General features: G+C 60.5%; 22 protein-coding genes. 9 read left to right on the top strand and 13 right to left on the bottom strand.

The window, feature by feature from the left end; genetic code table 11:
- Both FBY02_RS09245 and FBY02_RS09240 read right to left on the bottom strand, forming a co-directional pair.
- Positions 1 to 504 carry a YgjP-like metallopeptidase domain-containing protein gene (locus tag FBY02_RS09245; RefSeq protein ID WP_144926338.1) on the bottom strand — a complete coding sequence of 168 codons (504 nt, stop codon included), beginning with the start codon at positions 502 to 504 and terminating at the stop codon, positions 1 to 3.
- Between the two features lie 42 nt (positions 505 to 546).
- Positions 547 to 2,670, bottom strand: coding sequence for a bifunctional diguanylate cyclase/phosphodiesterase (locus tag FBY02_RS09240; RefSeq protein WP_144926336.1), 2,124 nt, complete (start codon positions 2,668 to 2,670; stop codon positions 547 to 549).
- Between the two features lie 309 nt (positions 2,671 to 2,979).
- Here FBY02_RS09240 and FBY02_RS09235 point away from each other — a divergent pair, with 309 nt between their 5' ends.
- The 3 genes from FBY02_RS09235 (at position 2,980) to FBY02_RS09225 (ending at position 5,375) form a co-directional block, all read left to right on the top strand.
- A complete protein-coding gene (locus tag FBY02_RS09235) occupies positions 2,980 to 3,651 on the top strand; it encodes a polysaccharide lyase family 7 protein (RefSeq protein WP_144926333.1) in 672 nt (223 codons plus the stop codon).
- Positions 3,652 to 3,948: 297 nt separating this feature from the next.
- Positions 3,949 to 4,617, top strand: a complete 669-nt coding sequence (locus FBY02_RS09230) for a polysaccharide lyase family 7 protein (protein ID WP_144926330.1) — start codon at positions 3,949 to 3,951, stop codon at positions 4,615 to 4,617.
- 491 nt (positions 4,618 to 5,108) lie between these two features.
- The gene (locus FBY02_RS09225) at positions 5,109 to 5,375 is read left to right on the top strand and encodes an I78 family peptidase inhibitor (protein WP_144926327.1); all 267 of its coding nucleotides are present in this window, start codon (positions 5,109 to 5,111) and stop codon (positions 5,373 to 5,375) included.
- 134 nt (positions 5,376 to 5,509) lie between these two features.
- On the opposite strand, the gene fba is transcribed toward FBY02_RS09225, so the two are convergent.
- The 6 genes from fba to tkt all read right to left on the bottom strand — a co-directional run bounded on the left by fba (position 5,510) and on the right by tkt (position 11,852).
- The gene (gene fba, locus FBY02_RS09220; protein WP_024778835.1) at positions 5,510 to 6,574 is read right to left on the bottom strand and encodes a class II fructose-bisphosphate aldolase; all 1,065 of its coding nucleotides are present in this window, start codon (positions 6,572 to 6,574) and stop codon (positions 5,510 to 5,512) included.
- A 243-nt stretch (positions 6,575 to 6,817) separates the two neighbouring features.
- Complete coding sequence (locus FBY02_RS09215) at positions 6,818 to 7,150, bottom strand: MliC family protein (RefSeq protein ID WP_144926324.1); 333 nt, start codon at positions 7,148 to 7,150, stop codon at positions 6,818 to 6,820.
- Positions 7,151 to 7,207: 57 nt separating this feature from the next.
- Complete coding sequence (locus tag FBY02_RS09210; RefSeq protein ID WP_144926321.1) at positions 7,208 to 7,429, bottom strand: hypothetical protein; 222 nt, start codon at positions 7,427 to 7,429, stop codon at positions 7,208 to 7,210.
- Between the two features lie 31 nt (positions 7,430 to 7,460).
- The gene (locus tag FBY02_RS09205; protein WP_144926318.1) at positions 7,461 to 8,624 is read right to left on the bottom strand and encodes a phosphoglycerate kinase; all 1,164 of its coding nucleotides are present in this window, start codon (positions 8,622 to 8,624) and stop codon (positions 7,461 to 7,463) included.
- 24 nt (positions 8,625 to 8,648) lie between these two features.
- Positions 8,649 to 9,704 carry an erythrose-4-phosphate dehydrogenase gene (epd, locus tag FBY02_RS09200; RefSeq protein WP_144926315.1) on the bottom strand — a complete coding sequence of 352 codons (1,056 nt, stop codon included), beginning with the start codon at positions 9,702 to 9,704 and terminating at the stop codon, positions 8,649 to 8,651.
- A gap of 150 nt (positions 9,705 to 9,854) precedes the next feature.
- A complete protein-coding gene (gene tkt / locus FBY02_RS09195) occupies positions 9,855 to 11,852 on the bottom strand; it encodes a transketolase (protein ID WP_144926312.1) in 1,998 nt (665 codons plus the stop codon).
- A gap of 255 nt (positions 11,853 to 12,107) precedes the next feature.
- Here tkt and FBY02_RS09190 point away from each other — a divergent pair, with 255 nt between their 5' ends.
- Both FBY02_RS09190 and metK read left to right on the top strand, forming a co-directional pair.
- Complete coding sequence (locus FBY02_RS09190) at positions 12,108 to 13,103, top strand: metalloregulator ArsR/SmtB family transcription factor (protein ID WP_144926309.1); 996 nt, start codon at positions 12,108 to 12,110, stop codon at positions 13,101 to 13,103.
- A gap of 19 nt (positions 13,104 to 13,122) precedes the next feature.
- A complete protein-coding gene (gene metK, locus FBY02_RS09185) occupies positions 13,123 to 14,313 on the top strand; it encodes a methionine adenosyltransferase (protein WP_144926307.1) in 1,191 nt (396 codons plus the stop codon).
- Positions 14,314 to 14,428: 115 nt separating this feature from the next.
- On the opposite strand, the gene FBY02_RS09180 is transcribed toward metK, so the two are convergent.
- Positions 14,429 to 15,049, bottom strand: a complete 621-nt coding sequence (locus tag FBY02_RS09180) for a LysE family translocator (RefSeq protein ID WP_144926304.1) — start codon at positions 15,047 to 15,049, stop codon at positions 14,429 to 14,431.
- Between the two features lie 208 nt (positions 15,050 to 15,257).
- Between FBY02_RS09180 and ligB the strand changes: the two genes are divergently transcribed.
- Together ligB and FBY02_RS09170 are read left to right on the top strand one after the other, a co-directional pair.
- Entirely contained in the window at positions 15,258 to 16,931 is a 1,674-nt protein-coding gene (gene ligB / locus FBY02_RS09175) for an NAD-dependent DNA ligase LigB (RefSeq protein ID WP_144926301.1), read from the top strand.
- Positions 16,932 to 17,019: 88 nt separating this feature from the next.
- Positions 17,020 to 17,415 (top strand): DUF1090 domain-containing protein, encoded by a 396-nt coding sequence (locus FBY02_RS09170; RefSeq protein WP_144926298.1) that lies wholly within the window; start codon positions 17,020 to 17,022, stop codon positions 17,413 to 17,415.
- Between the two features lie 91 nt (positions 17,416 to 17,506).
- Here the strand turns inward: FBY02_RS09170 and FBY02_RS09165 are convergent, their stop codons facing one another.
- Positions 17,507 to 17,956, bottom strand: coding sequence for a cytochrome c (locus FBY02_RS09165; protein WP_144926295.1), 450 nt, complete (start codon positions 17,954 to 17,956; stop codon positions 17,507 to 17,509).
- A 125-nt stretch (positions 17,957 to 18,081) separates the two neighbouring features.
- Here FBY02_RS09165 and FBY02_RS09160 point away from each other — a divergent pair, with 125 nt between their 5' ends.
- Positions 18,082 to 19,269, top strand: a complete 1,188-nt coding sequence (locus FBY02_RS09160) for a murein transglycosylase A (RefSeq protein ID WP_144926292.1) — start codon at positions 18,082 to 18,084, stop codon at positions 19,267 to 19,269.
- Between the two features lie 135 nt (positions 19,270 to 19,404).
- On the opposite strand, the gene FBY02_RS09155 is transcribed toward FBY02_RS09160, so the two are convergent.
- Together FBY02_RS09155 and FBY02_RS09150 are read right to left on the bottom strand one after the other, a co-directional pair.
- Complete coding sequence (locus FBY02_RS09155) at positions 19,405 to 19,788, bottom strand: MAPEG family protein (RefSeq protein ID WP_047702407.1); 384 nt, start codon at positions 19,786 to 19,788, stop codon at positions 19,405 to 19,407.
- A 52-nt stretch (positions 19,789 to 19,840) separates the two neighbouring features.
- Positions 19,841 to 20,674, bottom strand: a complete 834-nt coding sequence (locus tag FBY02_RS09150; protein ID WP_144926289.1) for an EamA family transporter — start codon at positions 20,672 to 20,674, stop codon at positions 19,841 to 19,843.
- Between the two features lie 203 nt (positions 20,675 to 20,877).
- On the opposite strand from FBY02_RS09150, the gene FBY02_RS09145 reads away from it, so the two are divergent.
- Positions 20,878 to 22,047 carry an MFS transporter gene (locus tag FBY02_RS09145; protein WP_144926286.1) on the top strand — a complete coding sequence of 390 codons (1,170 nt, stop codon included), beginning with the start codon at positions 20,878 to 20,880 and terminating at the stop codon, positions 22,045 to 22,047.
- Here FBY02_RS09145 and FBY02_RS09140 read toward each other — a convergent pair.
- Positions 21,998 to 22,879, bottom strand: coding sequence for a formate/nitrite transporter family protein (locus FBY02_RS09140; RefSeq protein WP_144926283.1), 882 nt, complete (start codon positions 22,877 to 22,879; stop codon positions 21,998 to 22,000). The genes FBY02_RS09145 and FBY02_RS09140 overlap by 50 nt on opposite strands.
- Between the last annotated feature and the right edge of the window lies 1 nt (position 22,880).

The raw sequence follows: 22,880 nt of genomic DNA, 5'->3' as shown, positions 1-22,880 counted from the left end.
TCACTCCTTCGGTTGTTGCAGATCGCGCCAGGTCAGGTACACCCGCAGGTCGAACTCCAATTGGTGATAGCCCGGCAGCATGTGCTCGCAGAGTTGGTAGAACGCCTTGTTGTGGTCCGATTCCTTGAAGTGGGCCAGTTCATGCACCACGATCATGTTCAGGAACTCGGGTGCTGCGTCCTTGAACAACGACGCGATGCGGATTTCCTTCTTCGCCTTGAGCTTGCCACCCTGTACCCGCGAAACCGCAGTGTGCAGACCGAGGGCGCGATGGGTCAGGTCGAGGCGGTTGTCGAACAACACCTTATCCATGGCTGGCGCGTTTCGCAGATACTGTTGCTTGAGCTCCAGCGCATAAGTGTACAGAGCCTTGTCGCTCTGGATCGGATGTCGGCCCGGATAGCGCTGGTGCAGGTAATCACCCAGGCGGTCCTGGGTAATCAACTGCTGCACCTGGGCTTGCAGTGCGGCGGGGTAGGCCTGGAGGTACTTGAGCGCGATCATCGGACGGCAATACTGTGGGAAAAGACCGCCAGTGTAACGAACTCAGACGGTTAGCGCGCTCCAGTCAAAGGGTTTGGCAAATGCATCGGTGTCTGCGGCCATCAAGGGTCGCGCCACCAGGAAGCCCTGCACATATTCACAACCGTGGTCCTTGAGCCATCGATATTGCTCCAGGGTTTCCACGCCTTCAGCGATCACCCGCAAGCCCAATTGCGTGCATAGATCAATCACCGAGGCTGCCAGGGCAGCATCCCGCGGAGAATCCGGCAATCGGGCGATCAGGTGCCGGTCGAGCTTGAGGGTATCGAGTTCAAGGTCGCGCAAATGAGCCAGGGAGCACGGTCCCGAGCCGAAGTCATCCAGCGCCACCCGCACCCCGAGGTGGCGCAGCAGCCGCAACTGCTTCTGGGTTTCGTCGGGATTGCGCATCAGCGCGTCTTCGGTCACCTCGACTTCGAGTTGCCGGGGTTTCAAAGCATGCCGCTCCAGGACCTGACGCAACTCGGTCACCAGGTTCGGCATGCCGAACTGGGTACTGCTCAGGCTCACGCCCAGCACCAGGTCATCGGCGAAATTCCGCTCCCAGACTTTGCGCTGGGCCGCGCTGCGATGGTAAATCCAGCTACCCAACCGGCTGATCAATCGCGCCTCCTCCAACAAAGGCAGGAACAGGCCCGGCGGCACATCGCCGACGCTCGGGTGCTGCCAGCGCAATAACGCTTCGAAGCCGCGAATCCGCCCATCGTGAAGGTTCACCTGGGGCTGGTAGACCATATTGAAGTCACGGTTCTCGATGGCCGAGCGCACGCTTTCCTCGAGCATCAGCCGTGAACGGGCTCGACCGTTCATTTCGTGGTCATAGAAACGGTATTGCTGGCGGCCGGCACGCTTGGCTTCGTACATGGCGATATCGGATGCACGCAGCAAACCGTCAAGATTGGCGCCGCAATCCGGGTACGTCGCAATGCCGATACTGGCGCCCAACGCCACATCCATGCCTTCGATCTGCTGGCAGATCGCGACCCGCTCAATGAGCTTTTCCGCAATCTTGGCCGCTTGCTCCGGGTGCTCCAGGTCCAGCAGGGCCGTGAACTCATCACCGCCCAGTCGCGCCAGGATGTCGAAGGGGCGCAGGCAGGCTTTCAACTGCTCCGAGACCCAGCGCAACACCCGGTCACCGGCATCGTGCCCCAACGAGTCGTTGACGCGTTTGAACCCATCGAGGTCCAGGTACAGCAGTACCCAGTTGCTTTCCAGCCGCTCGCTACGCATCAACAGGTTTTCGGCGGTCTGATAAAACCCCCTGCGGTTGAGCAAACCCGTCAGCGGATCCGTGACGGCCTGGAACTGGAGTTGCTGGTGCAAATGCCGGACCACCGACATGTCTTGGAGCGTCACCACCATAGCCTTCTGTTCCGAAGGCAGCGGGGCGCAGGACAAGGCCACCGACACCTGTTGACCGGGCATGGTACGCAGGACGGCATCATGCAGGCGCCAGGTCTGGCCACGGCAATAGGCGACATGAATATCGGAATTGACCCATTGGGGAATATGCGGTTTCTGCAGGTAATCCAGGAACGGCGTCCCCTGCAGCTGCTCCGCCTTTGCATTGAGCAGGCGGCAAGTAGATGGGTTGGCGAAGCGGATGCAACCGACCTCGTCTACCACGAGGATCCCCTCGGCAGCGTTATCCAGCACCGAGGCATTGAACGCCCTGGCCGCCTCCAGATCCTGGCTCAGGCGCTGCAGGGCACGGCGATTGCGCTGGTGCTCCAGCAACGCCTGGACCTTGGGCTTGAGGATCTGCGGATCGAAGGGTTTGAACAGATAGTCCACCGCGCCACTGGCATAGCCCTTGATCACCGCGTCCTGGGATTGCTCGTTGGCGGTCAGGAAAATGATCGGCGTGAGCCGCGTGCGCTGGCTGCCACGCATCAGGCGCGCCACTTCGAAACCGTCCATATCCGGCATCTGCACATCCAGCAGAACCAAGTCGATGTCATGTTCGAGCAGCAGACTAAGGGCCTCGACACCCGAGGCAGCGGTCATGACCTGCCAATCCTGACGCTGCAACAACGCCCGCATGCTGAGCAGGTTTTCAGGGTAATCATCAACAATCAAAAGGACGGAGCTGTCTTCACCAAGCGTCGGTTGCGCGCATTCCATGCTGCTTCTCTTATCGGGGCGCCACGTCCGTTTCACATAGCAAAACAGACAAATACTGTGCTCTCACTCTAGACCGTGATTTTGAAAAGCAGTAGGTGTCATCACGCCATCATCCCGACAATGCCCAAAATAGCCGACTAACGGTCACCCATCTCGGGCACAGAAACTGCAATAGACCACAGTGACGATCACTTGACGTCAATCATTCGCCGCAAGAACAACAAGCTCAAACCGGTGCTATCAGGACGCCCCAACTCGCGGGCTAGAGCCTCGCGTTGTTGCGCCTAAATTTCACTGCAGGAACTGAACATGATCGACCTTAACACTTGGAACTTGAGCATCCCCGAAGGCAGCCCGGCGATGACTATCGAAACCCCTCGCCTGGCGCAAGGGTTCAAGGATCAGTACTTCAACGCCGAAACCGGCACGGTGTTTTTCTGGGCACCGGTGACCGGCACCAGGACCGAAAACGCAATCTACCCACGTAGCGAACTGCGCGAAACCTATAGCGACGGCACACTGCGAAACTGGCTGTACTCAGCGGCGGACAACACCCTGCGAGCGACGGTGACCGTCAACCAGGTCCCCAGCAGCGGCAAAATCGTGATTGGCCAGATCCATACCAAGAACAGCACCAGCCCCATGGTGAAACTGGAATACCAGTACAAGGCCTATAGTGCCACCGGCAACATCGTCGCCAAGGTACGGATGCGTCCCGATGACGAAACCGGCCAGGTCATCACCGTTGCCACCGGCGTGAAGCTCGACCGTAGTTTCTCCTACATGATCCATCTCAGCCCCAAGGGTGCCCTGGGCATTACCGCGGCGGGATACAACTGGAGAACGACCATCGACCCGAGTTGGAAGGACAAGCCCCTTTACTTCAAGGCGGGTGTGTACGTGCAGGACAACACCGGCTATCCCACCGAAGGTGGAAAAGTGTCGTTCAGCCTGCTGGAAATCAAACACACCGCTCTTTGACTATTGCTCCATCCTTGAAGGCATCCGTTTCCGGATGCCTTTTTTTGTCTGTAAGCAATGAAGAGCCAAATGGTCAAATGCCAATTGTTCCGGGAAAAAGCAACCTGACCGACCAACGGTCATTTGTCTCGGGCACAAAAGCGGCAAATGCAACTCTGACGGACTGTTGACGCCACCCCTCCGCCGCACGAGCGTACCAAATACTCGTTCGCGCCCCCTCCTGGCTTCAGCAAAATCGCGTCTTAGAGCCTCCGGCTGTGGCGTAAATCATTTCTTCTTCTCGGAAAGGATCCGAACATGGTCGATCTTGCAACCTGGAACCTGAGCATCCCCGAAGGCAATCCGCCGAAGACTATCGAAACCCCTCGGCTGGTGGATGGGTTCCGGGATAAATATTTCAATTCCGAAGGCAGCACGGTGTATTTCTGGTCACCCGTCACCGGTACCAAGACAGAAAACGCAATCTACCCGCGCAGCGAATTGCGCGAGACCTACAGGGACGGCACCTTGCGCAACTGGTTGTACCCCGAGGCCGACAATAAATTGAGCGCGACCCTGGTCGTCAACCAGGTGCCCAGCAGCGGCAAGATCGTGATCGGTCAGATTCATGCCAAGGACAGCAGCAAACCCATGGTGAAACTGGAATACCAGTACAAGGACGCCAGCGACACCGGCGACATCGTCGCCAAAGTCCGCATGCGCCCCGATGACAGCAAGGGTCGGGTCGTCACAGTGGCCAGCGGTGTAAAACTTTCTCAGGCGTTCTCTTACCGGATCCACCTGGATCGTACCGGGGACCTGGGTATCACCGCGGCGGGTCGTAGCTGGTACACCACCATCAGCTCTACATGGCGGGTCAAGCCGCTGTACTTCAAGGCTGGTGTGTACGTGCAGGACAACACGGGCTATACCAGCGAAGGCGGAAAAGTGACGTTCAGCAAGCTGGATATCGATCACAACACCTGATATCGCCTCAGGCGCCGCAGCAGCGAAATGCTGCGCGCCTGCCCTTCTGAAAATCTCGTAGGAAAACACCTACTGTGGGCGTCCTACAGGTCGGTTGCTGGGTCAAAAATCCGCTCTGAATCCGCTCTATAGTTAGGGTCGTCGCTGGCTTTGGTCAGGGACGGGGTTTCACAGCCCTAAATTGAGAATGAGACCTTGCACCGTCGAATGAAAACTCAGGCAAACTTGTCGGCGTTCATTTTATGGCGGTTGGGTGTGGGAGACCTTCGGACCTGCCGGGTTTGGTCTCTTCCTCAGTCTGCGAACCCGCACGCAACTGCCACCTCAGGCCGCCTCGACGGCTTTAATTAAAAAATATTAAAAAGGAAAGTAAATTTCAAAACCTTATAAAAAACTGTCATAGCTGACAGTAGATCCGGTTGGCCAAACTCCTCAGGCTAAGTCCATCCCGTAACAAAACGGGCCTTATTCATTAAAAGGAGTTTAATGTCATGATCAGTAAATCATTGGTCTTAACATCGATTTTATTGCTGGGCGCAACCGCGAATGCACAGGCCGCCTGCGATGCAGCAGCCGTAAAGCATTTGGTCAATACAATGGAAACCCCCAGCCTCACGAGCGAGGCCACTCAAGCGTCAGGAGCGGTGAGTGTGCTACTGGTTAGACCCGGCGGTGTTGATATCAAGTTCAAAAATCCTGATCGCCTTAAAATCTTCATTGACGATACAGGCAAAATAACAGACGTAAGATGCGAATAACTCATCGACACACCGACTGCTACAGATCGTGCATTTCAAATAGGTGATAAATGGACATTTGCTCTAACGTCTTCGCCTCCAAACAATCACACAAAAAACCCGCATCACTGCGGGTTTTTTATATCGCCTAAGCCTCAGTTGACCTTAGCGTTCAACTCACCCTTCAGATACCGCTGGAACATCGCTTCCATAGAGATCGGTTTGATCTTCGAAGCATTACCCGCCGTACCAAAGGCCTCATAACGCGCAATACACACATCACGCATCGCAGTCACGGTCGCGCCAAAGAACTTGCGCGGATCGAACTCGCTCGGGTTGGTCGCCATCAGACGGCGCATGGCACCGGTGGACGCCAGGCGCAGGTCGGTGTCGATATTGACCTTGCGCACGCCGTGCTTGATGCCCTCGACGATTTCCTCGACCGGTACACCGTAGGTTTCCTTGATGTCGCCACCGTACTGATTGATGATCGCCAGCCATTCCTGCGGCACCGAGGACGAGCCGTGCATCACCAGATGGGTGTTGGGAATGCGCTTGTGGATTTCCTTGATGCGGTCGATCGCCAGCACGTCACCGGTGGGCGGCTTGGTGAACTTGTAGGCGCCGTGGCTGGTGCCGATGGCAATGGCCAGGGCGTCGACCTGGGTTTTCTTGACGAAGTCGGCGGCTTCTTCCGGGTCGGTCAGCATCTGGCTGTGATCCAACACGCCTTCGGCGCCGATACCGTCTTCTTCACCGGCCATGCCGGTTTCCAACGAGCCCAGGCAACCCAGCTCACCTTCCACCGAAACGCCGCAGGCGTGGGCCATGGCAACGGTCTGTTGGGTGACGCGTACGTTGTATTCGTAGTCGGTCGGGGTCTTGCCGTCTTCGCCCAGGGAGCCGTCCATCATCACCGAGCTGAAGCCCAGTTGGATGGAGCGCTGGCAGACGTCAGGGCTGGTGCCGTGGTCCTGGTGCATGCACACCGGGATGTGCGGAAACTCTTCGATTGCCGCCAGGATCAGGTGACGCAGGAACGGCGCACCGGCGTATTTGCGGGCACCGGCCGAAGCCTGGACGATGACCGGAGAGTCGGTCTTGTCAGCGGCTTCCATGATGGCGCGCATCTGCTCAAGGTTGTTGACGTTAAAGGCTGGGACGCCGTAGCCGAACTCGGCTGCGTGGTCCAGCATCTGACGCATGCTGATAAGTGCCATTGTGTGTCTCTCCCGGTCGAGGGTCGTTAATCGTGCCAGCCTGCCGTAGCGGCGGCGGCTATTCAAGTCATTGCAGGTCGGGGGTTGGCCCTGGCCTGCGTGTTCGGTGAAACGAAATCTCAAAACTATAGAGGCCCCTGTGGGAGCGGGCTTGCTCGCGAATGCGGTTTCACATTCAGCAGATATGCAAGCTGACCCGCCGCATTCGCGGGCAAGCCCGCTCCCACATTGGATCTATATGGATCAATTGGCCTTGCAACCCCGCCCAATCAAGTCATTGGTGGCGACCCAATACACCAGGCCTTCCTCACCCTTGATGTGAAAGGCCAGCATGTCATCGCTGTACAGCGAACCTTCAGCACCCGGCTCAAGCTTGAGGCGATAAACCTTATCGGCCCCGCCCAGGCGTACATCGACGGCCTTATGGGTGGCGTCGGTATAGCGCCAGAGCACCTTGGCCTCGCTGTCACAGGTCCAGGTCGTCCAACCCGCCACAGGTTCGGACGCATTCGAAAAACCCAACTGTGCACAACCGGCCAGCGATGCCAATGCCACAACGGCGATCAAGCCTTTCATCCGTGTTCCTCGACCGGCGGCGCATGCCGCCAGCCATGAGTTAAAGGGTCAGACCCGTCAAGGACAACCATGTTCCTTGGTCGGGGTTTGCGTTTCGTATTTGTCCAGACCGTCCGGCCCGGAGCGCTTGTTCAGCACCGGGTTGGTTTCTGCCTGCCAGTCCGCCTGGTAGCAGCCTGGCTCCGGATCGCTGGCGGCCGGTTCCGGCGTCGCTGGCGGGTGACTCCCACAAGCGGCCAGGGCCGCGGTCAACAACAAAAGCGCCCACGTCTTGACCATAAAAACACTCCCTTGCCTGGTCAATTCAGCCTCAGGCCTTGGCCCGGCTTTCCAGGACTTCTACCGCCGGCAGCACTTTGCCCTCGACGAACTCGAGGAACGCACCACCGCCGGTGGAGATGTAGGAGATCTGTTCGGCCACGCCATATTTGTCGATGGCCGCCAGGGTGTCGCCACCACCGGCGATGGAGAACGCAGCGCTGTCGGCGATGGCCTGGGCCAGGACCTTGGTGCCGTTGCCGAACTGGTCGAACTCGAACACACCGACCGGGCCGTTCCACAGGATAGTCCTGGAAGATTTCAACAGTTCGGCAAAGTTGGCCGCCGTCTGCGGGCCGATGTCCAGGATCATGTCGTCGGCGGCCACGTCGGCGATGGCCTTGACGGTAGCAGTGGCGCTTTCGGCGAATTCCTTGGCGACCACCACGTCCACCGGCAACGGCACGCTGACCTTGGCGGCGATTTCGCGGGCGGTGTCCAGCAGATCCGGCTCGTACAGGGACTTGCCGACCGGGTGACCGGCTGCGGCGAGGAAGGTGTTGGCAATACCGCCGCCGACGATCAACTGGTCGCAGATCTGGCTCAGGCTGTTGAGCACGTCGAGTTTCGTCGACACCTTGGAGCCAGCAACGATGGCCGCCATTGGCTTGGCCGGTGCGCCCAGGGCCTTGCCCAATGCATCCAGCTCAGCCGCCAGCAGCGGGCCGGCCGCAGCAACCTTGGCGAACTTCGCCACGCCGTGGGTCGAGCCCTCGGCACGGTGGGCGGTGCCGAAAGCGTCCATCACGAACACGTCGCACAAGGCGGCGTATTGCTGGGCCAACTCGTCGGCGTTCTTTTTCTCGCCCTTGTTGAAGCGCACGTTTTCGAACAGCACGACATCGCCGGCCTTCACATCAACGCCGCCCAGGTAGTCAGCCACCAGCGGCACTTCGCGACCCAAGGCACGGCTCAGGTAATCGGCCACGGGCTTGAGGCTGTTTTCGGCAGAGAACTCGCCTTCGGTCGGGCGGCCCAGGTGGGAGCAGACCATCACGGCCGCACCTTTTTCCAGGGCCAGCTTGATGGTCGGCAGCGAGGCCAGGATACGCGCGTCGCTGGTGACAACACCGTCCTTGACAGGGACGTTGAGGTCTTCGCGGATCAGTACGCGCTTACCTTGCAGATCGAGGTCGGACATCTTCAACACGGTCATGGGTCGCAATTCCTGGGTAACTGTTTAGAGAGCAGGTTTTTTAGAAGCGGTTTGCAGGTAATGCCCGGCAACATCCAGCATTCGATTGGCAAAACCCCATTCGTTATCGAACCAGGCCAGGATATTCACCAGCCTCGGGCCGGATACACGGGTCTGACTGGCATCGACGATGGCCGAATGGGGGTCATGGTTGAAATCACAGCTGGCATGAGGCAACTCGGTGTAGGCGAGCAGGCCTTTGAGCGGGCCGCTGGTAGCGGCTTCGCGCAGGATCCGGTTGACCTCGGTGGCGTCGGTATCACTCACGGTCTGCATCGTCATATCGAGGCAGGACACGTTGACCGTCGGCACTCGCACGGCTTTGGCCTGAATTCTCCCCGCAAGTTCCGGCAGCAGCCGTTCAATGCCTCGCGCCAGACCAGTGGACACCGGAATCACCGACTGGAATGCCGAGCGGGTGCGGCGCAAGTCTTCGTGATGGTAGGCGTCGATCACCGGCTGATCGTTCATCGCCGAATGGATGGTGGTAATCGACACGTATTCCAGGCCAATGGCCTGATCCAGCAGGCGCAACAGCGGCACGCCGCAATTGGTGGTGCAGGAAGCGTTGGATACCAGCAACTCGCGGCCAGTCAGGCAATCCTGGTTGACGCCGTAGACGATGGTAGCGTCCACATCCGCTTCACTGGCCATCGGTTGGGAAAACAACACCCGCGGTGCACCGGCAGCGAGGAAACGCTCACCGTCCTCGCGAGTGTGATAGGCACCGGAACACTCGAGCACCAGATCGACGCCGAGGGACGCCCAATCGATGCCTTCGGGAGTGGCGCTGCGCAAGACTTTCACGCAGTTGCCATTAATGTGCAGACAATCGCCCTGGACCCGTACTTCGCCGGGAAACCGGCCATGGGTGGAGTCGAAGCGTGTCAGGTATTCGATGCTGGCCATGTCGGCCAGATCGTTGATGGCCACGATTTCGAAGCCGGCCTCTGCCCCTCGCTCGAACAACGCACGCAAGACGCAACGACCAATCCGGCCGTAGCCGTTGAGTGCAACTTTGTAGGGACGCGGTTGGGGCATGGAGGTTCTCTGACCAGGGTGAGTCCATTAGGGCAGCGTCGGCTGAATCAGCGCTATCGCGAGCAGGCTCGCTCCCACAGGGTCGGTGGAGATCCTTGTGGGAGCGAGCCTGCTCGCGATGACGGCAGTCCGGACGACGCAACTTTCGGATCAGTCTTCCAGCAATTCTTCAGCCTGACCCAGGATGTTCTCCAGGGTGAAACCGAACTCCTCGAACAACGCCGGCGCGGGCGCCGATTCGCCGTAGGTGGTCATGCCGATCACGCGACCTTCCAGGCCCACGTACTTGTACCAGTAGTCGGCATGAGCAGCCTCGATGGCGATCCGCGCGCTGACCTGCAGCGGCAATACCGATTGCTTGTAGCCGGCGTCCTGGGCATCGAACACGCTGGTGCACGGCATGGACACCACGCGCACGTTGCGGCCCTGCTCGGTCAGTTTGTCGTAGGCCTGGACCGCCAGGCCGACTTCGGAACCGGTGGCGATCAGGATCAGCTCAGGCTCGCCGATGCAATCCTTGAGCACATAGCCGCCACGGGCGATCTCGTCGATCTGGCCGGCTTCGCGGGCCTGATGCTGCAGGTTCTGGCGAGAGAAGATCAGCGCCGACGGGCCGTCATTGCGCTCGATCGCGTACTTCCAGGCCACCGCCGATTCCACGGCGTCGCATGGACGCCAGGTGTCCAGGTTCGGAGTGCAGCGCAGGCTCGCCAGTTGCTCGATCGGCTGGTGAGTCGGGCCATCTTCGCCCAGGCCGATGGAGTCGTGGGTGAAGACGTAGAGCACGCGCTTCTTCATCAAGGCCGACATGCGTACGGCATTGCGGGCATATTCCATGAACATCAGGAAGGTGGCGCCATAAGGCACCAGGCCGCCGTGCAGCGCTACGCCGTTCATGATCGCGCTCATGCCGAACTCACGAACGCCGTAGTACATGTAGTTGCCGCTGGCATCTTCGGCGGTGACGCCCTTGCAGCCTTTCCACAGGGTCAGGTTGGAGCCGGCCAGGTCGGCCGAACCGCCCAGCAGTTCCGGCAGCAATGGGCCGAAGGCATTCAGGGTGTTCTGGCTGGCCTTGCGGCTGGCGATGGTTTCGCCCTTGGCCGCGACTTCGGCAATGTAGGCCGAGGCTTTTTCGGCGAAGTCGGCCGGCAGCTCACCGCTGAGGCGACGCACCAGTTCGTTGGCCAGCGCAGGGAATTCGGCGGAATAGGCAGCGAAACGCTGATCCCAGTCGGCTTCAAGGGCACGGCCCTTTTCCTTGGCGTCCCATTCGGCGTAGATGTCCGCCGGAATCTCGAACGGACCGTGTTCCCACTTCAACGCAGCGCGGGTCAGGGCGATTTCCTCGGCACCCAGGGGGGCACCGTGGCAGTCTTCCTTGCCCTGCTTGTTCGGCGAGCCGAAACCGATGGTGGTCTTGCAGCAGATCAGGGTCGGCTGGGCGCTCTTGCGGGCCGTCTCGATGGCAGTCTTGATCTCTTCTGGGTCGTGGCCATCAACGTTACGGATCACCAGCCAGTTGTAGGCTTCGAAACGTTTCGGCGTGTCATCGGTGAACCAGCCCTCGACTTCACCGTCGATGGAAATGCCGTTGTCGTCGTAGAACGCGATCAGCTTGTCCAGGCCCAGGGTGCCAGCCAGGGAAGCGACTTCATGGGAAATGCCTTCCATCATGCAGCCATCACCCAGGAACACGTAGGTGTGGTGATCGACAACGTTATGACCCGGCCGGTTGAACTGCGCTGCCAGGACTTTTTCCGCCAGGGCGAAGCCCACGGCATTGGCCAGGCCCTGCCCCAGCGGGCCGGTGGTGGTTTCCACGCCTGGGGTGTAGCCGTATTCGGGGTGGCCCGGGGTGCGGCTGTGCAATTGACGGAAGTTCTTCAGGTCATCGATCGACAGATCGTAGCCGGTCAGGTGCAGCAGCGAGTAGATCAACATCGAGCCGTGGCCGTTGGACAGCACGAAGCGGTCACGGTCAGCGAACGAAGGATTGCTCGGGCTGTGCTTGAGGTAGTCGCGCCACAGCACTTCGGCGATATCCGCCATGCCCATGGGGGCACCTGGGTGGCCGCTGTTGGCTTTCTGCACGGCATCCATGCTGAGGGCACGAATGGCATTGGCACGCTCACGACGGCTGGGCATCGCTGATCTCCTGGGTTTGAATAACGAAACTGAAAAAAGGCGTGCATTTTCCCTCACCCACCCGCCCGGGGCAATGACAGATAGTCATCCAGAGCGGTTTTTCCGGTGGAGAAAGTCACTTTCGCCAGGTGAAACCTTTCCGCTGATGGTTTGTAGAGTAAAGCCCGTTTCAGGAAGTGCCATTTATCGAGCAATATCAAAACTTTTTGATATTGACCTTGCGATGATCCAGCCCCATCACTAGACTGCCGCCCTATGAACTTACGCGTGCCGTCCATTCGCCATGAAGACAGCGATGAGCTGGCGGCCCTCTGCAAGGCCGGCGGCGATCCGTTGCGGCTCAACGTATTGCGCGCACTGGCCAACGATTCGTTCGGCGTATTGGAGCTGGCGCAGATCTTCGGCATCGGCCAGTCCGGCATGAGCCATCACCTCAAGGTCCTGGCCCAGGCCGACCTGGTGGCAACCCGCCGCGAAGGCAACGCCATTTTCTATCGCCGTGCCCTGCCCCATACCGAGCTATTGGGTGGTAAGTTGCACGCGGCATTGCTGGATGAAGTGGACGAGCTGCACCTGCCGGCGGAAGTGCAGGCGCGCATCGCCCAGGTGCATGGCCAGCGGGCCGCCGCCAGCCAGGACTTTTTCGCACGGGTAGCGGAAAAATTCCGAGCCCAGCAGGACCTGATCGCGGGACTGCCGCAATATCGTGAGAGCGTCGTGGCGCTGCTCGACAAGCTGAGCTTCGAGCCTGCCGCCACCGCCATTGAAGTCGGCCCCGGCGACGGTGCTTTCCTGCCGGAACTGGCGCGGCGCTTCAGCCAGGTGACGGCGCTGGACAACAGCCCGGCCATGCTCGAACTGGCGCGCCAGGTGTGCGAACGCGAACAGCTGACTCATGTCAGCCTGCAATTGGCCGATGCCTTGGAGGGCGTGAACCTGCAGGCCGATTGCGTTGTATTGAACATGGTATTGCATCATTTTGCCGCACCGGCCGATGCGCTCAGGCACATGGCCGGCCTGCTGCAACCAGGCGGTAGCCTGTTGGTGACAGAGTTATGCAGCCACAACCAGAGTTGGGCCAGGGAGGCCTGCGGTGATCTCTGGCTGGGGTTTGAACAGGACGACCTGGCCCGTTGGGCCACCGCTGCGGGCCTCGTGCCCGGGGAAAGCCTCTATGTAGGCTTACGTAATGGTTTCCAGATCCAGGTTCGCCACTTTCAGCGACCGGCTGGCGACACTCACCATCGGTAACTTGTAGGAAAACATCGAGATGAGCGAATACTCCCTTTTCACCTCCGAGTCCGTGTCTGAAGGGCATCCGGACAAAATCGCCGACCAGATTTCTGATGCGGTGCTGGACGCCATCATTGCTGAAGACAAGTTCGCCCGCGTGGCGTGCGAGACTCTGGTGAAAACGGGCGTGGCGATCATCGCCGGCGAAGTCACCACCTCGGCCTGGGTCGACCTGGAACAGATCGTCCGCGACGTCATCCTGGGCATCGGCTACAACAGCTCCGACGTCGGCTTCGACGGCGCGACCTGCGGCGTGATGAACATCATCGGCAAACAATCGGTGGACATCGCCCAAGGCGTTGACCGCAGCAAGCCGGAAGATCAGGGCGCTGGCGACCAGGGCCTGATGTTCGGCTACGCCAGCAACGAAACCGACGTGCTGATGCCGGCCCCGATCACCTTCTCGCACCAACTGGTGCAGCGCCAGGCCGAAGCCCGCAAATCCGGCCTGCTGCCGTGGTTGCGTCCGGATGCCAAGTCCCAGGTCACCTGCCGTTACGAAAACGGCAAGGTGGTGGGTATCGACGCCATCGTGTTGTCGACCCAACACAACCCTGAAGTTTCCTACAAAGACCTGCGCGAAGGCGTGATGGAACTGATCGTCAAGCACGTACTGCCTGCCGAGCTGCTGACCAAGGACACCCAGTTCCACATCAACCCGACCGGCAACTTCATCATCGGTGGCCCGGTAGGCGACTGCGGTTTGACCGGTCGCAAAATCATCGTCGACAGCTACGGCGGCATGGCCCGTCACGGCGGTGGCGCCTTCTCCGGCAAGGATCCATCGAAGGTTGACCGTTCGGCGGCCTACGCCGGTCGCTATGTGGCCAAGAACATCGTCGCCGCAGGCCTGGCCGAGCGCTGCGAGATCCAGGTTTCCTACGCCATCGGCGTTGCACAGCCTACATCGATCTCCCTGAACACCTTCGGCACCGGCAAGATCGGCGACGACAAGATCATCAAACTGGTTCGTGAAGTGTTCGACCTGCGTCCGTACGCCATCACCACCATGCTTGACCTGCTGCACCCGATGTACCAGGAAACCGCAGCCTACGGCCACTTCGGTCGCACGCCGCAAACCAAGACTGTCGGTGGCGACACATTCACCACCTTCACTTGGGAAAAAACCGATCGCGCCGACGCCCTGCGCGCCGCTGCCGGCCTGTAATACCTGCTGATATGAAAAAGCCCCTGGCGACCTGGTCGCCAGGGGCTTTTTCATGTTCGGAATCACAACCCCTGTGGCGAGAGGATTCATCTCCTCGCCACAGGGGCCCTTCAAGCTACGTCCGCCGCGCCACCAGCAGGAATGAAGCCGCGCTCGCCAACAGCCCCGCACACATCCGGTTGAACAGACGCTTGCCGCTGGGTTGGGCAAACAGCTTTCGCGCATAGATGCCCATGTAGCAATACAACCCGATGGCAATGCACTCCAGCGCCAGGAACAACCCGCCCAGCACGGCGAATTGCTGGGTGACGGTGCCCGAGCGGTCAACGAACTGCGGCAGAAACGCGGTAAACAACAGGATCGCCTTGGGATTGCCGATCGCGACCAGGAACTCCTGGCGCGCCAGTTGCCCCATGCCCTTCGAACCCATCGCAGCTTCGCTATCGGCCTCGGGTCGGGCCCGCCACAGTTGAACGGCAAGGTAGAACAGATACCCGGCCCCCACGAGTTTGATCCCCAGGAACAACAATTCCGAGGTATGCAGCACGGCGGTCAGTCCCACCGCTGCCAAGGCAATCATGATGGCGAACGCCAGCAGCCGACCCATACCGCCGCTGCACGCCCGGACGAAGCCATAACGCGAGGCGTTGCTGATGGACAACAGGTTATTGGGGCCTGGCGCCATGTTCAGGGCGAAACAGGCCGGAATGAAAACAGCGAGTGTCGTCAGGTCCATCGGGGTGCACTCCTGGCAGCGCGGATCGGAAGATCCATTCTGCGCCGGCCAGCAATGGGTTCAAGAGACAGTTACGCGGTCAAATCGCGTCCCACTGTACCGCCACAGCAATGCCATCAGGCTCGGCAAAATCCGGTAACCATCCAGCCCGCGCCTCCTCCGAGTCAGTGGCTAGCCTTCAGGCACATTACCCAGCAAGGATGCTTCGATGCTGCCGCTATTATGTGTACTCGTCGTTTTAATACTCACCCCTATCCCCGTCATCGCCGGTCCTTGCCCCGACTGGTCCGACCAACGCGCCCGGTCGGAGGTCGCGGCCCTGCAAAGGCAAATCGACGCCTGGGACGACAACTATCACCGTCTGAACCGTTCGTTGGTCGCCGACGAGCTTTACGATCAGTCCCGTAGGCAACTGGACCAATGGCGCAACTGTTTCGATCTTGCGGTAACCGCTGACCCGCTGCGTTCGGCGGCCGGCAAAGTGCGGCATCCGATCCCTCATACGGGCCTGGATAAACTGAAGGATGCCGACGCCGTGCGGGCCTGGCTGCAAAATCGGGAAGACATCTGGGCCCAACCGAAAGTCGACGGCGTAGCAGTCACCCTGATCTATCGCGAAGGTCGCCTGCACCAGGCGATCAGCCGCGGCGATGGCGTTCAAGGCCATGACTGGACGTCGACAGCGCGCAAGATCGGCGCCATTCCCCAGCGCCTGCGCCGGCCTTCGGACCTACTCGTCCAGGGGGAGCTGTACTGGCGACTGGATAAGCATGTGCAGGCCAGGGATGGCAGCTTCAATGCCCGGGCAATCGTGGCAGGCTTGATGACCCGTAAGTATCTGACGACGGAAGAAGCCTCGGGTATCGGCCTGTTCACCTGGGACTGGCCCGAAGGTCCCGCCACCCTGCCCGAGCGGGAGGCCGCATTGCATGCCCTGGGCTTCACCGACACCCGTGGCTACAGCCAGCCCATCCAGGCCGCGACCGACGCCGAACGCTGGCGCGACCACTGGTATCGCACACCGTTGCCATTCGCCAGCGACGGGATCGTCTTGCGCCAGAGCCGCCGACCGCCTGCCGAGCGCTGGAAGGCCAAGGCGCCGTTCTGGGGCGTGGCCTGGAAATACCCTTACGCCCAGGCACTGGCCGAGGTACGCAAGGTTCACTTCAACGTCGGGCGCACCGGACGCATCACGCCACTGCTGGAACTCGAACCTGTCATGCTCGACGACCGACAGATCCGCCGGGTGAGCGTCAGCTCCCTCAAGCGCTGGGAGGAGTTGGATATCCGTCCGGGAGACCGGGTAGCCATCAGCCTGGCCGGGCTGACCATCCCGCGACTCGATGACGTTGTGCTGCGTAGTGTCGAGCGGCCGGACATCACTGTGCCCGTGGCGGCGGATTATCATCCGCTGAGTTGCTGGCAACCGACACCCGGCTGCGAAAGCCAGTTCCTGGCGCGCCTGAGCTGGCTCAGCGGCAAGCAGGGCCTCGCCCTGCCCCATGTCGGCCCCGGAACCTGGGAAAAACTCCTGGCGGCGGGCCGACTCGACGGATTGCTGGATTGGATGACCCTCGATGCCGCCGAGCTTGCTAACATGGCCGGCTTCGGCGAACGCAGCAGCACCCGCCTGCTCGTCAGCTTACACAGCGCCCGACAACGCCCGTTCGATCAATGGCTCAAGGCCCTTGGATTACCGCCCACCGGAGCGGCCAGGCTGGATGGGCCGTGGGCGGTACTGGCCGAACGGACTACCGAACAATGGCAAGCTGAAGCCGGCATCGGGCCGGGACGCGCCGCGCAGCTGAGCGCTTTCTTTCGCGACCCGCACGTGCTGGCGTTGAGTGAAGTATTACGGGCTGCCGGAGTCGAAGGTTTCTGACATTGTCCCGCGCAGTTGAACCCAGGGGCGGACGTGCGTTCCAACAGCGCATCTGGACCGACCGCTCGCGAGTTTTTACGGAGTTGCTATGAATTTCCTGCCCCCCTTTGCCCTGATGGTGTTGTGCGCCACCCTGGCCGCGCCCCTGATGGCGGACGAGCAAACCCCGGAACTTACCGGTTGTGCAGCCAAGCGCCAGGGCATCATCAACCAGATCGAATTGGCCAAATCTCGAGGTAATGCAGATCAACAGGCAGGCCTGGAAACGGCCCTGAATGAAGTCACCACCCATTGCACCGATGCGTCCTTGCGCAAGGAGCGTGAAACCAAGGTGCTCGACGCCAAGCACGAAGTCAGCCGTCGTCAGGCTGACTTGGAAAAAGCCATGAAAAAAGGCGATCCCGAGCGGATCAACAAGCGCAAGGACAAGCTCGCAGCCTCCCGCAAGGAGTTGCAGGAAGCGGTGGATGAGTTGGATAAATAAGCGGCGAGTTTCGAGCTACAAGCTTCAAGTAACGGCGGACCGCGAGCCCTTTATTTGCAGCTTGTACCTGGCAACTTGAAGCTGCCCCACCTCAATGATCCCGAAATTCCTTATGACAGGCACTGCACGCATCCTCGACCTTCTGCACCGCCGGCCCCAGGTAACTGGCGCTGTAGGGCTGGACCTTGCTGGCCGTCACCAACTCTGCGGTGGCCACTTCAAGACTGCGGGCCAGTTCCTGGAACCGCGCCTGTTTCTGCCAGACTTCATCCCGGGCACTGGTGTGGTCCTGCTCGCGTACTGGCGGGAAGTGTTTCCACGGTTCACGGGACAGCTGGTCAAGCTGCACGGCACCCTCGGCGAAGCGGGCACCGTCGAACGGGACCCGCCCACGCAACATGCCGCCCAACTCTTCGTTGGTCTTGAGCATCTGCTTGAAAATCGCCTTACGCTGGCCCAGCGGGGAGTTGGGATCGACACCGCCGCAGGCGGACATCATCAGGCAGGCCAGCATAAGCATGGAAAATCGTTTTACAAACATCTTGGCCTCGGGACAGGAAACGGCGGTTAGTATCCTCGGGTCATCGGCAAAGACCAATGGCCCTATTCACAATACGGGTTGTTCGAATGCCTGACAGCGTTCGAACGACTGCAAGGAAAAATTTCATGAACAGCCGCTTCAAGACCTGGCACAAAGGCCTGGCATTGACCCTACCGCTGATCGCACTGCTGTCCGGCTGCAACCGCGGTGATAAGGTGGAAGAGCCCCAGACTCACGCTCTCGCCACTTATGCCAGCGCCCCCTGGGAAGCGCTGCCGGCGGTCTCCGATGACGACCTGCTGGCCGGTTTCGGCTCCTGGCGCAGCGCCTGCACCCGGCTCAAGACCGATGCGACCTGGGGAGCCACCTGTGCAGCGGCGGCCAATGTGCCGCAGACCGCTCCCGCTGTGCGCAACTTCCTGAAACAGAACCTGGACGTCTACGGCCTGCGCTCGGGAGACAACAGCCCCAATGGCCTGATCACCGGCTATTACGAGCCGGTCTACCCTGGCAGCCTCACCCAGACCGCCAGCGCCAACATCCCGGTGTACGGCGTACCGGACGACATGATCATCGTCGCGCTGGACAGCCTTTACCCCGAGCTCAAGGGCAAGCGCCTGCGCGGTCGCCTCGAAGGCCGGGTACTCAAGCCCTACGACGACGCAGCCACCATCGAGACCAACGGCGTGAAGGCGCCCGTGATTGCCTGGCTGACGGACCCGATGAACCTGCAATTTCTGCAAATCCAGGGTTCGGGACGTATTCGGCTTGATGACGGTCGCCAGTTGCGCATCGGCTATGCCGACCAGAACGGCCACCCTTACCGGCCAATCGGACGCTGGCTGGTCGAACAGGGCGAGCTGAAGAAGGAAGACGTGACCATGGGCACCATCAGTGCCTGGGCCAAGGCTCATCCGACGCGGATCCCCGAGCTGCTGGGCAGCAACCCCAGCTATGTGTTTTTCAACCGCAACCCCGACAGCAACGAAGGCCCCCGGGGCTCGTTGAATGTGCCGCTGACCGCTGGCTATAGCGTGGCGGTGGATCGCAAGGTCATCCCGCTGGGCAGCCTGTTATGGCTCTCCACAACCCGCCCTGATGGCAGCGCATTGAACCGACCGGTAGCGGCCCAGGACACCGGCGGCGCCATTACCGGCGAAGTACGAGCGGACCTGTTCTGGGGAACCGGCGAAGCCGCGGGTCAATTGGCCGGCGACATGAAGCAACAGGGGCAGATCTGGATGCTGTGGCCCAAGGGCACGGCGTTGCCGCAAGTGCCGCAGGTGGCGAATACCGTCACCGCCAATCCCTGAGAGATGTGTTGTCTGTACCGGCCTCGTTGCGAGCAAGCCCGCTCCCACACTGGCTCTGTGTCGTTCACAAATCAAATGTGGGAGCGGGCTTGCTCGCGAAGAGGCCAGAAGGGCTTCAGGATTCAATAGCCAGGCTCAGACAGAAACACAGAAGAAACTGACAATCAGCCCCACTCCCACGAACCACACCAGCGAACGCAGAATCGCCCAGTCCGCCAGGTAGCAAATGATGTACAGCAGGCGGCTGGTGATGAACAGCACCGCCAGCACATTGATGGTTACCAGCTCGGCATTGCCGGCCAGGTGCGCAACGATCACCGCGGCAGCAAATGCCGGGGCAATTTCAAAGCTATTGAGCTGCGCGGCATATGCGCGCCGGGGAAAACCCTCGAGGGTTTCCAGGAAGTCCCGAGGATCGTGGTTGTCTTGCAACCGGTATCTCCCGCCGATCTTGGCGATGGCGATACACAGGTAAGGCAGGATGATCGCGATCAAAATACACCACAGGGCAACCGTCATGACGCAGTTCCTTCTTTGAGTTTCAGGGGGGAATTGAAAATCGGGGAGTCGCTCAGAATTTCATCACCAGCATGCCAATCAGCACCAGCCCGCAGGCTAAGAGCCGCGGCCGACCAAAAGGTTCTTTCAGGTAGCGCATGCCGAACAGCACCACCAGGATCACACTGATCTCCCGCAGCGCCGCCGCTTCGGCAATCGACCCCAGTTGCATGGCCCAGAGCACCAGAGCGTAGCTGAACAAGACGCAGAGCCCGACCGCCAACCCGAGCCGCCACTGTTCAAGCCAGAACCGCACGAAGGCCGGTCGTTTGCTCACCACGGCCAACAGCGGGAATGGCCAGGCGCAGAACAGAGTGATCCAGACCAGGTAGTCCAGCGGATGGGACCAACGCCGCAGGGCCTGGCCATCGATGTAGGTGTAGCAACCGATGCACAAGCCAATCAGCACCACCACCGGCAGCATCGACCAGGGCAGTCGCTCGCCACCCCCGCCTTGCCATAGCAGGCACAGCATACCGAACGGAATCAGCAAAATGCCGAGGGCCTGCTGAGTCGTCAGTACTTCGCCAGCAAAGACCAGCGTCAGGGCCAATACCACCAGCGGCGACAAGCCGCGCATCAACGGATAGACCAATCCCAGATCTCCGACCCGATACGCCTGGATCAGCAGATAGCGATACAGCAGCTCGAAGGCTGCCGACGCCAGGATCCACGGCCAGATGTCCATCGGCGGCAGCGCCACGAAGCCCAGGGCAGATATGGCGAACAGCAGCGCGACGCTGTCCATGCATACCACCACCAGAAGGCGCTCGCCGCTGAATTTGATCAACGTATTCCAGGCGGCATGCAGCAGCGCAGCCACCAGCACCAAGGCCGTTGCAAGCACAGCACCTCCTTATCCCACCGAGCAGCTACGCAATGAATGGGTTCGCGATCCGTCCGCAGCTGTTTATACTGCAAACGACCACGCCGCATTCAGTTGCGCATAAGCCAATTCCAATAATTCTGCCGCCGCCCCTTCCCCGAGTCAGGGCAACGGCATGCGTATGCCTGATCAGAGCGTCAAGACTACAGACAGAGACCTCACGCATGCCACTCGCCTTGCTTGCCTTGGCCGTTGCCGCTTTCGGTATCGGCACCACTGAATTCGTCATCATGGGTTTGCTGCCCGATGTCGCCCGCGACCTGGCGGTAAGCATTCCCCAGGCCGGCCTGTTGATTACCGGCTATGCCCTGGGCGTGGTGTTCGGCGCGCCGATCCTGGCGGTCGGCACCGCCAACATGCCGCGCAAGGCGACGTTGCTGGGCATGACGCTGATGTTCATCCTGGGCAACATGCTCTGCGCCCTGGCACCGAACTACGCCACGCTGATGGCCGCCCGCGTCATCACAGCGCTATGCCATGGTGCATTTTTCGGCATCGGCTCCGTGGTGGCGGCCGGGCTGGTCGCGCCGAACAAACGCGCCCAAGCCATCGCCATGATGTTCACCGGCCTGACCCTGGCCAACGTCCTCGGCGTCCCCCTGGGCACCGCGCTGGGGCAATACGCCGGCTGGCGTTCGACCTTCTGGGCCGTGTCGGTGATCGGCGTCATCGCCGCCATCGCCCAATGGCTGTGGCTGCCCAGGGAAATCACCATGGAGAAGGCCAACCTGGCCAGCGAGTTCAAGGTGCTGGGCAAAACCAGCGTGCTGCTGGCCCTGGGCATGAGCGTATTGGCGTCTACCAGCCTGTTCAGCGTGTTCACTTACATCGCACCGATTCTCCAGGACATCACCGGGGTCAGCCCCCACGGCATCACCCTCATGTTGCTGTTGTTCGGGGTCGGCCTGACGGCTGGCAGCTTCCTCGGCGGGCGCCTGGCGGATCGGCGTCTGCTGCCGTCACTGGTGGGCATGGCCCTGGCCGTGGTGCTGGTGCTGGCCGCGTTCAGCCAGACCAGCCACTCAGTGATTCCGGCAGCCATCACGTTGGTGCTGTGGGGGATCTTCGCCTTCGCCCTGTGCCCGATCCTGCAGTTGCTGATCATCGACCAAGCCCATGAAGCGCCGAACCTGGGCTCTACGCTGAACCAGAGTGCCTTCAACCTGGGCAACGCGGCGGGTGCCTGGATCGGCGGGCTGGTGGTCGGCAGCGGGGTCGACCTGGCCGAGCTGCCCTGGACCGGGGCCCTGGTCGCCGGATTGACCGTGCTGACGGCCCTGTACTTCATTCGTCACCAACGTCGCCTGGGCGCTCCGGTGGGGGTGACCGATTAGGCGTGCCGCTCTCGCTGCGCACTTGCGCGTGGCTGAGCAGCGCAAAGATGAAGCTGCCACCGATGATGTTTCCCGCCAGGGTCGGCGCGGCGAATACCAGCCAGAAGTCTTCCCACGACAACTGCCCGGCGAATACCAGATACGACACTTCGGCGGAACCGACGACAATGTGGGTGAAGTCGCCAAGCGCCATCAGGTAAGTGATGAGGATAATGATCCACATCTTGGCGCTTTCCATGGAGGGGATCATCCAGACCATGGTGGCAATCATCCAGCCGGAAATGATGCCCTTGGCGAACATCTGGCGGGTGTCGTTTTCCATGACCTTGCGACCGATCTCGAGGAAAGCCAAGTCAGTTCGCTGGTCGAAAATCGGCAGATGCAGCATCACATAGGCCACCAGCAAGGTGCCGCACAGGTTGCCCACCAATACGATACCCCATAGCCGCAACAGCCGACCGAAATTGCCCAGGGTGGGTTTGCTCATGATCGGCAGCACGGCGGTCAGGGTGTTTTCGGTGAACAATTGCTGGCGGGCCAGGATCACCGCGAGAAAACCGGCGCAGTAGCCAAAACTGGCAATCACCTTGAAGGCCTCGCCCTCCGGCAATCGGGAATTGAGTAGCCCCATCGCCATCAGCGACAGGCCCATGGTCAACCCGGCCGCCAGGGCCGACCACCAGAGCGCGGCGACACTGCGCTCCAGCTCCTGATTGCCCTGGGTGCGGATGATTTCATGCAGCACCGCGGCCCGCGGCGGCTGGTTACGGTCGACTTCGTGCTTTTCCTGGGCGGAAAGGTCAGGGGTCTTGCCGTCTTCGTGGGTGTCCATA

Source organism: Pseudomonas sp. SJZ078 (assembly GCF_007828255.1).
Lineage (GTDB): Bacteria > Pseudomonadota > Gammaproteobacteria > Pseudomonadales > Pseudomonadaceae > Aquipseudomonas.
This window is presented reverse-complemented; position numbering and strand designations above follow the sequence as displayed.